General features: G+C 32.5%; 10 protein-coding genes. All 10 read left to right on the plus strand.

Annotated features, from left to right (window positions below; genetic code table 11):
- The first annotated feature begins 1 nt into the window (after window position 1).
- The 10 genes from sdaAB (at window position 2) to ACO6OL_RS06765 (ending at window position 17,598) form a co-directional block, all read left to right on the plus strand.
- Window positions 2-670, plus strand: coding sequence for an L-serine ammonia-lyase, iron-sulfur-dependent subunit beta (sdaAB, locus tag ACO6OL_RS06720; RefSeq protein WP_314160740.1), 669 nt, complete (start codon window positions 2-4; stop codon window positions 668-670).
- A gap of 10 nt (window positions 671-680) precedes the next feature.
- Window positions 681-1,553: an L-serine ammonia-lyase, iron-sulfur-dependent, subunit alpha gene (gene sdaAA, locus ACO6OL_RS06725; RefSeq protein WP_485489882.1), complete on the plus strand. Its 873-nt coding sequence runs from the start codon at window positions 681-683 to the stop codon at window positions 1,551-1,553.
- The gene (gene recG / locus ACO6OL_RS06730) at window positions 1,546-3,555 is read left to right on the plus strand and encodes an ATP-dependent DNA helicase RecG (RefSeq protein WP_485502586.1); all 2,010 of its coding nucleotides are present in this window, start codon (window positions 1,546-1,548) and stop codon (window positions 3,553-3,555) included. Before sdaAA ends, recG begins: the two co-directional genes overlap by 8 nt.
- 9 nt (window positions 3,556-3,564) lie before the next feature.
- A complete protein-coding gene (locus ACO6OL_RS06735; RefSeq protein ID WP_060913422.1) occupies window positions 3,565-4,200 on the plus strand; it encodes a class A sortase in 636 nt (211 codons plus the stop codon).
- Window positions 4,193-5,185, plus strand: coding sequence for a phosphate acyltransferase PlsX (gene plsX, locus ACO6OL_RS06740; protein WP_485502587.1), 993 nt, complete (start codon window positions 4,193-4,195; stop codon window positions 5,183-5,185). Before ACO6OL_RS06735 ends, plsX begins: the two co-directional genes overlap by 8 nt.
- Window positions 5,185-5,415: an acyl carrier protein gene (locus ACO6OL_RS06745; RefSeq protein ID WP_294683610.1), complete on the plus strand. Its 231-nt coding sequence runs from the start codon at window positions 5,185-5,187 to the stop codon at window positions 5,413-5,415. The genes plsX and ACO6OL_RS06745 overlap by 1 nt, the downstream gene beginning before the upstream one ends.
- A gap of 220 nt (window positions 5,416-5,635) precedes the next feature.
- A complete protein-coding gene (locus tag ACO6OL_RS06750; protein ID WP_485502588.1) occupies window positions 5,636-6,946 on the plus strand; it encodes an isochorismatase family protein in 1,311 nt (436 codons plus the stop codon).
- Window positions 6,947-7,060: 114 nt separating this feature from the next.
- Window positions 7,061-8,227 carry an ATP-grasp domain-containing protein gene (locus ACO6OL_RS06755; protein ID WP_485502589.1) on the plus strand — a complete coding sequence of 389 codons (1,167 nt, stop codon included), beginning with the start codon at window positions 7,061-7,063 and terminating at the stop codon, window positions 8,225-8,227.
- Between the two features lie 11 nt (window positions 8,228-8,238).
- Window positions 8,239-9,321 carry a zinc metalloprotease gene (locus tag ACO6OL_RS06760; protein ID WP_485502590.1) on the plus strand — a complete coding sequence of 361 codons (1,083 nt, stop codon included), beginning with the start codon at window positions 8,239-8,241 and terminating at the stop codon, window positions 9,319-9,321.
- A gap of 483 nt (window positions 9,322-9,804) precedes the next feature.
- On the plus strand, window positions 9,805-17,598 hold the full coding sequence (locus tag ACO6OL_RS06765; protein ID WP_485502591.1) for a Rib/alpha-like domain-containing protein: 7,794 nt from the start codon (window positions 9,805-9,807) through the stop codon (window positions 17,596-17,598).
- The last annotated feature ends 90 nt before the right edge of the window (window positions 17,599-17,688 follow it).

Here is a 17,688-nt window from a genome sequence, read left to right on the forward strand (position 1 = left end):
TATGAAATACAGAAGTGTATTTGATATTATAGGACCTGTAATGGTAGGTCCATCAAGTTCACATACAGCAGGAGCAGTTCGTATTGGTCTATTTACAAGATATATCTTTGGTGAACAACCAGAAAATGTAAAAATAACATTATATGGTTCATTTAAAGAAACGTATAAAGGGCATGGAACTGACATAGCATTAATAGGTGGATTATTAGGTTATAACACCTCTGATAAACGTATAAGAACGAGTATGGAAGATGCAAAATTAGCAGGAATGGAATTTGAATTTATAGAAAGTGGTATTGAGCATATTCATCCCAATACTGCAAAAATAGAAGTTGAAGCAGGTAGACATAACTTAGATCTTATTGGGAAGTCAATAGGAGGCGGAAAAATGGTTATTTTCGAACTTCTAGGGTTTGATGTAAATTTATCAGGGGATTTTCCTTGTTATTTCATATTTTATAAATTTAAAGATGATACTAAAAAAGATCTTTCAGTAAGAATCGAAGAAATCTTCGGTGATTTAAAAGTAAGTGAGAAGTATTCTAGCTCTATTTTAGAGGGAATAAACTTATTAGTAGTAGAGTCACAAAAAGAATTAACTGAAGATAAGATTAAAAAATTAACTGAACTAGAGTATATTAATGAAGTAAAATTTGCAGATAGATTGTAGAGGAAACCAGATGTTTACTAGTTTAGAAGAGATTGTTAGAAAATCAAAATTAGAAAATAAACCAGTTTCAGAATTAATGATTGAACAAGAAATTGAATTAAATGGTGTTACACGTTCTGCAGTTGAAAAATTGATGAAAAGAAATCTTAATGTAATGATGCAAGCTGTTGAAGAAGGTTTGGCAGGTGTGAGTTCAAAAACAGGACTTACAGGAGGAGATGCTAAGCGACTTCAAGAGTATATAAACAGCGGTAAGTCAATTACAGGTAGCGATTTTCTTAATGGAGTTGCAGCAGCAATTGCAACTAATGAGGTGAATGCCTCGTTAGGTTTAATTTGTGCAACTCCTACTGCGGGTTCGGCTGGAGTTCTTCCAGGTTGTATTCACGCATTAAAACAAAAATTCGATATTGATGAAGAAACGCAATTAAAAATGTTATTTACAGCCGGAGCTTTCGGTTTTGTAGTAGCGAATAATGCTTCTTGTTCTGGTGCAGAAGGTGGTTGTCAGGCAGAAATAGGTTCTGCAAGTGCAATGGCTGCGGCAGCTATTGTAGAGGCAATGGGTGGAGATGCTGAGATGAGTGCTCATGCATTTGCTATAGCTTTAAAAAATATGCTTGGTCTTGTATGTGATCCTGTAGCAGGATTGGTGGAAGTTCCTTGCGTGAAAAGAAATGCTGCCGGTGCATCAACAGCACTTATGGCTGCTGACTTAGCCTTGGCAGGTATAAAGAGTAGAATACCTGCGGATGAAGTACTAGAAGCGATGTATAAAATAGGATTAGAAATGTCCACAACATTAAAAGAGACTGCCAGAGGTGGTCTTGCAATCACAAAAACTGGAGAAAAATATAGGAGTTTATTATTCGGTAATGATTAATATTTTAGAAAAATCAGTAGGAACTATAAAAGGTGTTGGAAAGAAATATTTACAGACTTTGAACGAGCTAGAAATTTATACTATTCGTGATGTTCTGTATAATATTCCTTATAGAGTATCTAGTTCTACTGATTTTTCTTCTTCTGTTAAGGATAATGAAAAAGTTATAACTACTGGAAAGGTAGAAACTAGGGTAAGTACTCAATTTTATGGAAATCGAAGAAGTAGATCTTTTTTTACTTTATTAACAACTTCTGGTAGTATTAAAATCGTCTTTTTTAATCAACATTATTTGAAAAAAAATCTTGTTGAAGGTAAGGATGTAGTTGTAAAAGGGACTTATAATGCTGCAAATAATACAATAACTGCTTCAAGCGTAAGTTTTAATGTTGTTGATGAAAAGCCTAAAGGTGATAGTATAGAAGTTTTTTATCACTTAAAACAAGGTATTACACAGAAGAAATTTACAAAACTTGTCGAAGAATCATTTAATATGATAGATGGTGAAAATGTTATTTTAGATTTAGTGCCTGAAAATTTTAAAGGGATTTGGAAATTAGATAAGATTTTATATACGCTACATTATCCAAAAAATTCTGAGGAATTTGATAAAGCGAAGAAGATGTTTGCATTTCATGAGTTGTTTAATTATCAGTTAAAACTGCAGCTTCAAAATATCAATAGTAGGATAGAAGATACTAGATATTGTGTTGGAGTAAACAGCAAAGATATCGATGATTTTAAGAATAGTTTACCTTTTACGCTAACAGGAGCTCAAAGTCGTGTTATTGATGAAATAATAGAAGATTTAAATAATCCTTATAAGATGGATAGATTATTGCAGGGGGATGTTGGTAGTGGTAAAACTGCTGTAGCAGCAGCAACGTTATATGCAACGATAAAAGCAGGTTATCAGACAGCGATTATGGCGCCAACTGAGATATTAGCAAATCAGCATTTTGAAACATTTTTCGAGTTTTTTAAAGATTTGAATATTTCTGTGGCGTTGCTAACGAGCAGTACTCCAAAAAAAGAAAGGAATACTATTTTAAGTCTACTTGAGGTTGGTGAGATAGAATTGTTAATAGGAACACATTCTTTAATTCAAGAAGATGTAAAATTCAATAATTTAAAATATGTAATTACAGATGAACAACATCGTTTCGGCGTTAAACAACGTCAATTATTAAGTAACAAAGGGGAAGCTGTTAACTCACTAATGATGACTGCAACTCCAATACCGAGAAGTTTGGCAATTACTTTGATTACTGATATTAAAGTATCTACAATAGATGAACTACCGGCTGGTAGAAAGAAGGTTCAGACATATAAAGCTACAAATAAGAGTTTTTATAAGGTGCTAGATAATATTCGTATGGAGCTCGATAATGGAAGACAAGGTTATGTAGTTTGTCCATTGATTGAAGAATCCGAGAAGATGGATCTTCAAAATGTAGAGGAAACGTACGAAAATATTAAAAATTACCTACCAGATGATTATAAAATTGCAATACTTCATGGTAAAATGAATAACAAGGAAAAAGATGCAATTGTAGAGAGATTTCTAAATAAAGAAATACATATACTTATTTCTACTACGGTAATTGAAGTTGGGGTAAATGTTCCAAATGCTACATTTATGATTATTGTAGATGCTCACCGTTTTGGACTCGCGACACTACACCAGTTAAGAGGTCGTGTAGGAAGAAGTAAGTTTCAGTCTTATTGTATATTAGTAACTGATTCGAAAAGTGAACGTATAGATATAATGTGTTTAGAAAATGATGGTTTCAAAATTGCAGAATTCGACTTAAAACAACGTGGACCAGGTGACTTTTTTGGTACAAAGCAAAGTGGTGTACCAAGTTTTAAAGTTGCCGATTTAATTAACGATGTTGATTTAATGTACTTAGCGAAAAAATTAGCGGTGAAAATAATAGAAGTAACTGATAATAAAGAAAGATTATTGCAGTATGTTGGTTTAGAAGAAACGATAATATAGGAGGATACAATGAATAAAAAGTTAAAAAATACTTTTTTGAATATTCTTATCGTAGTACTGTTATGTACATCGGTGGTGTTAATATTTAAAAATCAAATTAGAGAATATTTAACAGGAAATGCCAATGATAAGATTATTACAGCTTATAAAAATAATAAAGGTGAAGTAGACATACCGTGGTGGCAAAAAATGTTTACGGATAATGAGTCAAAAATTAAATTAACTGACTCAATGTTAGGAATTTTAAAAATTGATAGTGTAGATATAGAAGAACCAATTTTCCAAGATGTTACTGAAATCAATTTAATTAATGGAGTAGCAACATCTCAAGAACCTTCGCATTTAGATGCGCAAAATGTTGTTATCGCAGGACACAGTGTGCAAGGTGTAGGAATAAGATTTAATAACTTAACAAAAATTAAAAATGGTGCTAAAATTCAAATTATTTCAAAAGATAAATTGCGTACATATGAAGTAAATAAACTTTATGATGTAGTACCAACGCAAGTTGAAATTTTAGAACAACATGAAAACGAACCGAAAATATTAAAATTATTCACTTGCGATAACTTTAATCCACAAACAGGTGAATGGGAAAGTCGTTTTGTAGTAGAGGCTAAATTAATAGGAGAAGAAAGTGCATAATATTATGAAAATAGGTATTGATATACTAGGAGTAGATGAGCCTGGTAGAATTATTAATTTTGTTAATAGCTATAAAGATGAAGAGGTAGAACTTTATGTTTATGGGCTTGAAGAAAACTTAAACAAAATAACTAAAACAGAAAATATTGTTAAGAATGTTTGTACTGAAGAGGTGTTGATGTCTGATGATGCAGCACGTGTTCATAGAAAGAAAAAAGATGCTTCAATGATAAGAATGTTGGCTGATTTAAATAATGATGTCATCGATGTAGCAATTTCTGGTGGAAGTACTGGTGCTTTTATGGCTAGTTCGTTATTTATGTTAGGACGTATTGAAGGTATCTCTAAACCAGGGTTGGCTTCATTATTACCGACAAGATCAGAACATAAGTTCTTATTTACAGATCTAGGTGCAAATGTAGAAGCTAAACCAGATGACTTAGTAAATTATGCTAAACTTGGTCAATTATATATGAAATATATCTATAATATAGAAACACCTTCGGTAGCATTACTTAATGTTGGTGTTGAAGAATCAAAAGGTAATAAAGTATATAAAGAGGCTCATAAGTTACTTAAAGAAGATATTACTAACTTTAAAGGAAATATAGAAGCAAGAGAAATTCTTGAACATAAATATGATATAGTTATTGCTGATGGATTTGCTGGAAATATTTTATTGAAATCTATAGAGGGTGTGGCGAGTTCTTTAGGAAAAATGATTAAGGGTATCTTCTTAGAAAACTTTATAACAAAAATTTCTGCTTTATTAGTAAAAAAAGGAATCTCAGCATTTAAGAAAAAATTTGACTATAGTGAATACGGTGGAGCCTTCTTATTAGGGATAAAAAAACCAAGTATAAAAATTCACGGTTCAGCTGATGAAAATGCACTATATTATGCAGTTCAACAAGCAAAACAAATACACAAAACAAAACTTTATGGTATAATGATAGAAACGATGGAAAAAGGAGAAACAAATTAATGGCAATTTTTGAAGAAGTAAAAGAAATTATAACTAAGTATATTAAAATTGATGCGGATAAAATTACTTTAGAATCAAGATTAAATGAAGATCTTGATGCTGATTCAATTGATGTTGCTGATGTAGTAATGGATATTGAAGAAAAATACGGATTTGAATTTTCTGATGAAGATGCAGAAAACATCGTTCAAATCAAAGACTTAGTAAAAGTTATCGAAGAAAGAAAATAAAAATTAATAAGTTGCTAGAGTTTTACAGATAGTAAAGCTCTAGTTTTATTTTGCTTTTTTTAAATAACAAGAAAATTTTTTAACTAGTTATAAGTTACGTATGATAAGATAATTCACAATATTATTTATATCATATATAATTTACCTATTTAGCTTTTAACTGGTTATAAAATATGATATAATTTATAAGAAAATAAATAAAAAGGAGAATAGTTTATATATGGAAATGTTATTTAAACTATTGGCTGAACACGTATATATAATATTATTTGTTTCGCTTATCTTGGAATTTGCGGCTTTACCATTGCCAGGTGAGACGATGATGGTTGTAGCTGGTATAATGGCATATAATGGTCATGGTAGTTATATTGGTATGATTATTGCAAGTGCATTAGGAACTGTTTTAGGAATGCAGTTTTCTTATGAAGTGGGAAGACGCTTAGGAACAAAAGCAGTTGATAAATATGGTGTGTATATTGGACTTACACCATATAGAATGATGAAAGCAGCGGAATTTTTCAATAAGTTCGGTAATATAGTAATAGTAATAGCGTACTTTTTACCAGGTGTTAGACATATACTTGGATATTTTTCTGGGATTTCACGTATAGATGCCAAAAAATTCCATATATATTCAACAATTGGTGGAGTATTCTGGGTGGTTGTGTTTATAACTCTAGGTTATGTATTGGGACCAAGTGCTCCTCATGCGTTTAAATTAATGCACAAATATGGAATGATGTTATTTATTTTAGGTATTGCAGCATTATTTATCTACTTAATTTATAAAAAATTAGGCGCAAAAGATTTTGCTGTATATTTTAGAAAAAGAATGAAATATCTACTAGTTCTGTTATTGATAGATGCTGCTGTTTTAGTTAAGTTTGTAGTGTTAGATGAAAGAACAAATCCGAAATTTAAATCAGATATTATTTTTTGTTGCTTAGGATTTTTAGCATTTGTGGCATTTTTATTATATCTAAGGGTATTGTTAAAACATGATACGACTGAAAAATTACTTGTAGTAGTCGATTATCAAAAGGACTTTGTAGATGGTGCTTTAGGATTTGAAACAGCAGAACAACTTGATCAAGTAATAGCTAACAAAATTGAAGAGTATTTAAAAGCTGGTCAAGATGTAATCTTCACAAAAGACACTCACTATACTAATTATCTTACAACTAGAGAAGGTAAACATTTACCTATTGAACACTGTATAATTGATAGCGAAGGTCATAATCTCTATGGAAAAGTAGCTGGATATGAAAAACAAGCTAAGAAAGTCTTTAATAAAACTTCCTTCGGAAGCATAGACCTAGCGAAATTCATCTCACGCAGTGACTATAAAGAAGTAGAGTTTTGTGGACTAGTTTCAAATATTTGTGTATTAAGTAATATCATTATGACACAAACTTATAATGAAAAAGTAGAAATAATAGTGGATTTAAATGCTACTAAAGGATTAAGTGAAGAGGTTAACTCATCATTTAAAACATATTTGCAAAATTTAACAGTGAATGTAAAAGAATAAGATGAAATATGAATCATTTTCCGAACGTTAAGAAGATGATTCATATTTTTTTATTGGAAAATTAGTGAAGTTTATGGTAAACTAATGAATAAAATGAGGAAAGAAGGGGCAATTATGAATTATTTATTAGTATCACCAAATTTTCCAACTTCACAGGAAAATTTTGCAAGAAAGTTGGTCGAAAAAGGAGTTAGAGTATTAGGAATAGGTAGTGAAAGTTATGATAATCTTTCAAATGATTTAAAAAATACTTTAACTGAATATTACAGAGTAAATGATTTAGAAAATTATGAAGAAGTATTAAGAGGTGTAGCATTCTTAATCTATAAACATGGTGTTATAGATAGAGTTGAGTCTAATAATGAACATTGGTTAACGTTGGATTCGATAATACGTGAACAATTTAACATACCGGGAGTAAAACCTAAAAATTTAGATTTTACAAAGTATAAATCGAAAATGAAAGAACGATTTATAAAAGCTAAAGTACCAGTTGCTAAGGGGAAAGCAGTAAAAACAATTATAGAACTTGAAAATGTGATAAAAGATATTAAATTACCAGTTATAGCTAAGCCTGATAATGGTGTAGGAGCAAATAATACTTATAAACTTTTATCAGAAAAAGATGTAGAAAACTTTAAAAAACAGTGGAATCAAGATATTGTGTACTTTATTGAGAGTTATGTGGACAATGGTGTCCTTTGTACGTATGATGGTCTAATTGATTCTAAAGGAGAAGTTGTATTTGAGACAAGCTTTTACTATACAAAGCCCACATTAGATTTATTAAACGATAGCCTAGATTATGGAAATATAATTTCTAAAGAAATTGATCCTAAACTAAAAGAATATGGTAGAAATATTGTTAAAGAATTTGGAATGAAGGAAAGGTTCTTCCATATCGAATTTTTCAAATTACCTAATAACGATTATATTGCGTTAGAATATAATAATCGAATTGCGGGTGGATATACAGTTGATTTATATAACCATACTTATGAATGTGATTTATTTGAGATGTATGCTGATATTGTAGTTGGTAATTCGCCGAAAAAAGTGCAGAATAACTATAATGGTATTGCTTTGTCAAGACGTGATAAATATACTTATAAATATTCTAATGAAGATATTTATAATATATATTCTAAAGAACTTCGCTTAATTGATAGAGTGCCAGCAGTTTTTGCAACAGCTATGGGTGAATGGATGTATATCTTAGTAGACGAAAATATTAAAAATATTAGCGAAATGATGAATTATATTCACGAAAAAAACGAATAGGAGGATAATTTATGAAAAAAAAGATTATTAATGGATTCTTACAAATATTAGGAATTATGATTGTTGGGGCGATAATAGGATATTCTGTCGGTAAGATTGCAGGAGATTCACTTTCGAAAGTGGATACTCCAAATATCATATTGTTGTTAATTGCAGGAGTAGTAGTATTTATTTTACAAGTCATAATTCATGAAGCGGGGCATTTAGTTTTTGGATTACTGTCAGGATACAAATTTATAAGTTTTAGAGTGTTTGATTTCAAAATTATAAAAGATGAAAATGGAAAACTTAAAATTAGATTTGAAAGACTAGCAGGAACAGGTGGTCAGTGTCTGATGAGAGCACCTGAATATGTTGAAGGGAAGTTTAAGTATAAATTATACTTATTAGGTGGAGTAACGTTTAATCTAGTATTTTCTATTGTATTTTGGTTGGTTTTACCAAGTTATTATACATTACTATTCGCCTTAATAGGGTTTGCATTAGCTTTTCTAAACTTGATTCCAATGGGATTCAACGATGGAATGACGTTCTATCATGCTAGTAAAGATGAAACTACTAGATTTGTTCTATACTTACAATTAGAATACGTATATTATCAAAGTATTGGTAAAAATTTATTAATAGAAAAACCAGAAATAGTAGAGAAAATAAATTCATTACAAATAACTAATACTAATTATCTAACTGATTCTCTAGAATTTATTAAGTTAGATGGACTAGAATATTTCTTTGAGTTTGATGCTTTATATAATGAATCAAGAAAATTATACGTAGAAAGAGATGATTTGTTACCAGTTTACAAAGTTGAACTTATGGCATTGTTAGTAAAATTAATAAGTTTAGTGAATCCAGAAGATGAGCTATTAGAAGAACTTATGAAGGATAAGACTTTATTAGCAAGGCTTAAACAAAAAAATCCACAAACAAAAAATATTTTAGCGACATACGAATATGCTGTGAACTTAGATGATGAGAAAGCTTTAGGTTTAATAGCCGAAGCTAGAAAAATAAAAAATAAAGCACCGAATTTATATATTCAAAATCTAGAGATGAAATATTGCGATTATTTAGAAAGTAAAATTTTGAAATAATTATTAGAGGGCTGACCCAAAAGTCCTAAATTTTAAAAAAGTGTATATGATAACTCATAGACGCAGTGGTTTATTGATATCTAAATTCACTTTATGAAAGCTCTTTAGATATCTAATAAACTGTGGGGGGTGACTCAACAAAATCGATTTCTGAGAAATCACGATTTTTGAGTCCTCCCTTTTTTGCTAAGGAGTATGTAGGATTTGAGTAAAAAGCTCTTTTTTTATATTTTAAATCAATATTGTTTTATATAATTTTATTATCATTAATATTATTTTTATAATTACTTAAAATGAACTTAAAATTGATACAACTCACTTGACAAAAGTATAGAAAAGCTTTAAAATTAGTGTTGTATTATTTTAATATATATAATATAAGATTATTTTTTTGAAAAAAAAAAAAAAATAAAGAAAATAAATTTTTTTGTATTTATTTTAAGAAGTTTATTGAAGCTATATTGTAAACCAGGAGGGAATAAAATGTTTAGTAAGAATAATAAAAAAATGATTATTCAGAAGGAACAAGAGAAAATTAATTATTATGGTATTAAAAAATTTAATGTAGGAACAGCGTCGGTATTAATCGCTGCTGGATTCGCATTTTTAGGTGGAGGGAGTGCGTTAGCAAGTAATGATACAGCTGTAAATGCAACTTCGGAGACAGAAAACAATAATTTAGTAACAGCTAATAAAGAAGTTTCAACTACGACATCTGTAAAAGTTAATAAAACTAATTTAAGCGCGGCTATAGCACGTGTTCAAGAGGCGATTGCTAACGCTGGAGTAACAGAAAAAACAGCATCAGCAATAGAAGATGCTAAAGCAGAATTAGCAACAGCACAAGCACTAGAAGCAAGTGAAGTAGCGACTAAAGCTGAAGTCGATAAAGTAACAGTTGAGCTTAAAAATAAGGCTTTTGTGTTAGAAAGCATGAAAAAAGCAACTGCTAAAGAAGCAGATAAACCTACAGAAGAAAAAGTAAATAAAAATCAAGATTCAAGAAATGGTAAAGCCATTTCTAGAAAAGGTGAGAGTGGGTTTAGAGCTGTGGATACTACTGTGGATACTACAGCTGCAAATGCTGCATCAGAAGCAGAAAAATATAAAGGCATTCGTGATGCTGCTATTCCAGAGTTGCAAGCAAATATTAATAAACTTCAAGCTGAAATAGCAAAAGAAGAAGCGCTACCTACGGAAAAAAAAGATCAATTTAAAATTGATGTTTTAAAAGGTATTAAACAAAAAGCAGAAAATGTTATTACAACTGCAAATGCAGCGGATGTAAGTTCAGCTCAAAAAATGAGCCAACAAGCAGAAGCTGTTAAATCTGAGCGTGATTTATTAGCTTTATATTTGGCTGGTAAAGCAGACTTAGGAGCACCTGTTAGTGAAAACCACGCAGCGTACGGTAATAACCCAACAAACGGTGTCTTTGAGAGTCTGAAAGAAGGTTTTGGGGATAAAGTAACTTTTACGGATGCTGTTACTAAATCAGAAACGATTGCTAAGCAACAAAGAGGTCAAGGAGAAATTAATGCTCGTACTGCAGGAATTGGTAGTGCAACTTATAACTGGAAAGAAAAAACTATTACAAAAGCTGATGCAGAAGCTGGTGTACTAAATGGTTGGAAAATAGAAGTTGGTGAGCAAGTAAACGCTGTTCAACCTCTTGATGTAACGAATGTTACAGATAAAGACGGTGCACCAAGTACTCGAACAGTACCAAAATCAAAAATATATACAAATAATGGAGAATTAAAACGATTCTATACTGAAGGACAACAACTATCATATAATAACGGTAGTGGTATTATTCCAACTTTAACGCCTACTATCGATGCGATAAAGAGTAATGCATTTGGAGAAGTGAAAAATCGTGATTATTATCTTGAATTAGGTAGTAAGGGTACGACTATTTCAAAGGAATATGATGTAAATGGAAATTCAAGAATTAATGTTAACTTGATTCACGGTGGTGCTTATGGTCATGTTTCTACTACAGGAACTGGAGAAAAAGTTAAACTTAAAATTGTTGATGCTTTCACAGGAGAAGTTATTAACCCAGTTGAAGGGAAAAATGGTCCTTTATCTACGGAACAAGGTCCTGGGGGAAGTAACGGATGGAATTATATGGCTCGTCTATATGATATTCCTGCGACTACTACAAAAATTAAGGTTTTAATCGAAGCTGGAGATCAAGCGGGATCACAAAATGGAGGTACTGAAAACCAAACACGATGGGGGAATACGGTTACGCTTAGAGATGGATACCTTATTGGTGGTATCGGTATTGCTACAGCTCCAGCTGCAGAAGTGGTAACAAATGTCAGCTCTGGAAGACAAAATAATGAGTATGGATATACACCAGACACTATCTACAAAAAAGATCAAAAAGGTAGTTTTAACTTTACGCTTAAAGATACAGCTGGAATGAATATTAATTACTATGCCGCATCAAATGTTCAAGTTACGATAAAAGTACCAAAGGGTGTGGTATTGGAAGATAGAGTTATTAATAAAAATGGTGGTGCTGACTTTTTAGGAAATGTCTATGCAAATACTATTAAATGGGTTCCAAATGATCCAACTGATAATTCTAAAGGAGGAACTTTAACTTATAACGTACCTGCTGGAGATCGTATGGCTGCAGCAGAAAAAACTACTCGTTCATCAAGTATTGTGTTTACTACTGCAAATAACTTCATAGGACCAGCGGATTTTAAAGTAACCGTAACAAGTGGGTTTGGAGATACGGATGCAGAGGGAAATAAATTATATTCATATACAACTAATGGTTTGAAACCAGCATATGAAAATCAGTTCAATCGAGGAGGATTGGCAAATTCTGATAAACCAGATTTTGAATATGGAAAAATAATCTATATTAATAGCTTACAAGCAACAGGTACCGTGACTGTTCCAATTAATACTAACAATGATCAGTTAAAAGAAGTTGCTTATGCAAAAGCACAAGAAGAAGTTAATTCAGCTAATTTCCAACAATTGCTTAGAGATATGAATGCAACAGCTGAAATAGGTCAAATTACGAATGTTACCCTTAATTCTAAAGATAAAGTTGAAATCACAAAAATAGCTGCTGATGGACGTGGTGTTGTAAAAGTTCCTGTTACTTATACTGCTGATGGAAGAACTTATGATACAACAGTAGATATTGAAGTAAATGTTGTTAAATCAACTACAGATAAGTTAGTAGTATTTGAAGGTGATAATATTACAAATGATCAAATTAAATCTTCAGTCACTCCTGCTACAATAGAGACTAAAGCGGGAGTTGTAAACAATCCTAACGAAGCAGATGTCTTTAGTACGACAGGAAAAGCAGGAGAAGCAGGATTGAAAATTCCAACAACGGTTACTCATGATTCAAATGGTACAAATATTAATGAAACAGTAGAAGTTCCGGTTACAGTATTGCCAAAAGCAACTGGTGAAGTAGAAGTACACAAAGGAGCTTCAGTAGATAAAGTAAAAGAAGTAGCGAAAGCAAAAGCAGTAACATTAGTAGAAGAAGCAGGATTCAAAGGAAAATTACCAACAGGAGCAACAGTAACAGTAGGAGATATTACAGAAGAAGTACTAGCGACAATAACTGCAGAAAAAGGGACAAATAAAGGTGTTGTAAATGTTCCAGCAACATATACAGTAGATGGAAAAACATATAATACAACAGTTCCAGTAACTATTAACGTAGCAGGTTCTGAAACAAAAACGATATATACATTAGAAGGAACAAAACCAAGTGTTGAGAAAGTTAAGAATGCAGTAACACCAGGAAATGAAGGAACAGTAAACGATCCGAAAGAAACAGATTTACCTGCTACAACAGTAAAAGCAGGAACACCTGATATAACCGTACCAACAACAGTAACATATCCAACAGGAGATGAAACTGTAAAAGTCCCAGTTGAAGTATTACCAAAAGCAACACCAGAAAAAGTAACAACATTAAAAGATACAACTGGTGAAAACCTAACAACAGCTGTAAAAGAAAAAGCACAAGCTGCACTAGGTAAACTAACATTACCATCAGGAGTTACAGTAGAATTAGTTCCAAATCAAACATATACTGTTCCAACAACTGATTCAAATGGTGATAAAGGCAATGTACCAGTAAAAGTACAATATAAAGACGCAACAGGTACAGTAGTAGCAGAAGATACAATTAATGTACCAGTAACAGTAGTAAGTTCAACACCAAGTAAAATCGTTGTATTCGAAGGTGATGAAGTAACAGCTGATGCAGCTAAAGGTGCTGTAACAACTGGAACAGATGGTACAAAAGGTGAACCAACAATATTACCAGAAACAGCAGGTAAAGCAGGAGCAACAGATGTTAAAGTGGACGTACCAGTAACATATGATAATGGTAAGTTAACAGAAACAGTAAGTGTACCAGTAACAGTATTACCAAAAGCAACTGGTGAAGTAGATGTACCAAAAGGTTCAACAGTAGATAAAGTAAAAGAAGTAGCGAAAACAAAAGCAACAGCATTAGTAGAAGAAGCAGCCTTCAAAGGAAAATTACCTACAGGAGCAACAGTGACAGTCGGTGATATAACAGAAGCTGTAGCAGAAACTCTAACAAATGAAAAAGGTACAAATAAAGGTGTTGTGAATGTTCCAGCAACATATACAGTAGAAGGAACAACATACAATACGACAATTCCAGTAACAATTAACGTATTAGGTTCAGAAGCAAAACCAGTGTACACAGTAGAAGGAACAAAACCAGATGCTGAGAAAGTTAAGAATGCCGTAACACCAGGTACTGGAGGCACAGTAGGAACACCAACTGAAACTGATTTGCCAGAAACAACAGGAAAAGCAGGAGCAACAGACGTAACTGCAACAACAACAGTAACATATCCAAACGGAACAGAAACAGTACCAGTACCAGTAACAGTGTTACCAAAAGCGACACCAGAAAAAGTAACAACATTAAAAGATACAACTGGTGAAAACCTAACAACAGCTGTAAAAGAAAAAGCACAAGCTGCACTAGGTAAATTAACACTACCATCAGGAATTACAGTAGAATTAGATCCAAATCAAAATTATGCTGTTCCAGCAACAACTTCAAATGGTGATAAAGGTAATGTAGCAGTAAAAGTACAATATAAAGATGCAACAGGTACTGTAGTAGCAAAAGATACTATTTCAGTGCCAGTAACAGTAGTAAGCTCAACACCAAGTAAGATTGTAGTGTTTGAAGGCGAAAAACCAACAGCAGAGCAAGCAAAAGCAGCTGTAACACCAGGAACAGATGGAACAAAAGGTGAACCAATAACATTACCAGAAACAGCAGGTAAAGCAGGAGCAAAAGACGTTAAAGTAGACGTACCAGTGACATATGACAATGGTAAGTTGACAGAAACAGTAAGTGTTCCAGTAACAGTATTACCAAAACCAGAAGCTGATGAAATTCTAGTTGCTAAAAATAGTGACAAGGAAAAAGCTAAAGAAAAAGTACTTGCTCAAGCTAAAAAAGCAATAGAAGATGTAACATTTAAAGGGAAATTACCTCAAGGAGCAAGAGTTACTGTTGATGAAACAGCTACAATAACAGTGCCAGACTTAACAAAAGATACGGAAGTTGATGTACTAGTTAAATACACAGTACCTGGACAAGATAAACCATTAACTACAACGGTCAAAGTTCCAGTAACAGTAGTTGAAGGTGTACCACAAATTGTACCTGTAAAAGAAAATAATGATGTTTTACCAGATCCAGAGAAGAGTATTGATAAAACAGATTATCCACAAGGATCAACATTTAGATATAAAACTCCAGAAGGACAAACAACTCCAATTGATGTAACAACAACTGGAGATAAGAATGTGGTTGTTGAAGTGCTTGACCCACAAGGAAACACAATCGTAGAAGTCCCTGCAACTGTACGTGTTGTTGAAAGTTATCCTAAATATGTCCCAGTAGATCCAGCTAAGAAACAGCCAGATCCAAAAGAAAACATTAATCCAAATGATTTCCCAACTGGAACAACATTTGAATATAAAGATAACATTCCAGTAGATACAACAACACCAGGTGAAAAACCTGTAACAGTAGTAGCTAAGTTGAATGGACAACCAATTACAGAAATTCCAGCGACAATTGTAGTAGTAGAACCTAAGACACAATATGTCCCTGTGAATGCTGAAAATGATAAGAAACCAAAACCACAAAATAGCATTACACCGGATGATTATCCAGAAGGATCAACATTTGAATACAAGACTCCAGAGGGACAAACAACTCCATATGATGGAACAACACCGGGTGAAAAAGATGTTACTGTAGTCGTGAAAGATCCAGATGGAGATACAATTGTAGAAGTACCTGCGAAAATTAAAGTCGTTCAAGGTAAAGAACAATTAACTCCAGTAAATGCTGAAGATAAAGATAAACCTAAAGCTGAAGATAGTATCACACCAAGTGACTATCCAGAAGGGTCAACATTCGAATACAAAGTTCCAGAAGGACAAACAACTCCATATGATGGAACAACACCAGGAGATAAACCAGTTACAGTAATTGTAAAAGGTAAAGATGGAAAAGTGTTAGTTGAAGTTCCAGCAAACATTAAAGTTGTAGAATCAAAACCAACACCAATTGAAACACCAGTAACAACTACGCCGTTAAAAGAAGAAGACTATACTAAAGGTCTAAATATCCCAGAAGGGTCAACTGCTAAAGTAGGAAATCTTCCAGATTTAACAACACCAGGCGAAAAAACACCAGTAAAAGTAACGATTACATTACCAAACGGTAAAACTTATATTGTTGATGTTCCTGTAACAGTAACACCAGTTAAGGGAATTGAAACACCAGTAACAACTACGCCGTTAACACAAGAAGATTATACTAAAGGAATTACAATTCCAAAAGGTGGAAAAGTAACGAAAGTAGAAAATATTCCAGACTTAACAACACCAGGTAAGAAAGACCCAGTGAATGTAACTGTGGAATTACCGAATGGAAAAGTAATAACAGTAGAAGTTCCAGTAAATGTAACACCAATTACACCAATTGAAACACCAGTAACAAAAGACAAACTGACTCCAGAGGATATCTTAAAACAAATTAAAGTACCAGAAGGAGCAACAGTTACAGTAGGAGACCGTCCAGATTTAACAACACCAGGTAAGAAAGATTCAGTAAAAGTTACTATTACATTACCAAATGGAAAAGTTGTTACAGTAGAAGTGCCAGTGAATGTAACACCTATTAAAGATATTGTTAAAAAACAAGGTGATCCAATTACTGCGGAGGATGTTGAAAATCATATTCCAAAAGGAACAAAAGTTATTTCTATTGGAGATAAACCAACAACGGATATACCAGGTGAAAGACCAAGTATCCCAGTAGTGATTGAATTACCAAATGGAATTCGAGTAACTATGGATATACCAGTAATCGTAACACCGAAAGTAACACTTGTAGTAGTTCCTGTAGGAACACCAGTTACACCAGAAGATGTTAAGAAACATATCGAATTACCTAAAGGATGGACTGTAACAAAAGTAGGAGAAATTCCAACAACTACAACGCCAGGAACAAAACCAGTTGTTTCAGTGGAAATTCAATTACCAGATGGACGTAAGATTACAGTAGATGTGCCGGTAATCGTAACACCAACAGTAAGACAAATAGTTGTACCACAAGGAACACCAATTACACCAGATAATGTAAAAGGTCATATTGATTTACCAAAAGAACCAGGATGGGAAATAGTAGAAGTAGGAGAAATCCCAACAACAATTCCAGCTGGAGTAAAACCAAGCGTTAAAGTTAAGGTTAAAGTGCCAAGTGGTGAAATTATTGAAGTAGATGTACCAGTATTAGTTACTCCTAAAGCTAGACCGATAGTAGTCGAAGTAGGCACACCAGTAACAAAAGAGGATGTTATTAAACAAATCGATTTACCAGAAGGATGGGAAATCGTAGAAGTAGGAGAAATTCCAACAACTGAAACACCAGGACAGAAACCAAGTGTTAAAGTTAAGGTTAAATTACCAACTGGAGAAATTATTGAAATTGAAGTACCAGTAACGGTAACACCAAAAGGAGTGCCAACAACGCCTTCAACGTCAACTAGTCCGACAAGAACTGAAAATCAGAAAGAACCTGTAGTAAAAGATACTTCTAAAGTATTACCAAATACTGGTATTAATGATAGTAGTTCACCATTAGCAGGATTAGGATTAGCAATTCTAGGATTAGCAACTGTAGTAAGAAGACGTAAAGAAAAATAATTTCTTCTAAAAATTAAAAGAGAAGCGGAAAAATCGATAGTGTATAATATTTTGTGTAAACAGAAAAGTCAAGAGAAGTTGAAAAAAAAG

This window comes from Gemella sp. (assembly GCF_057272915.1).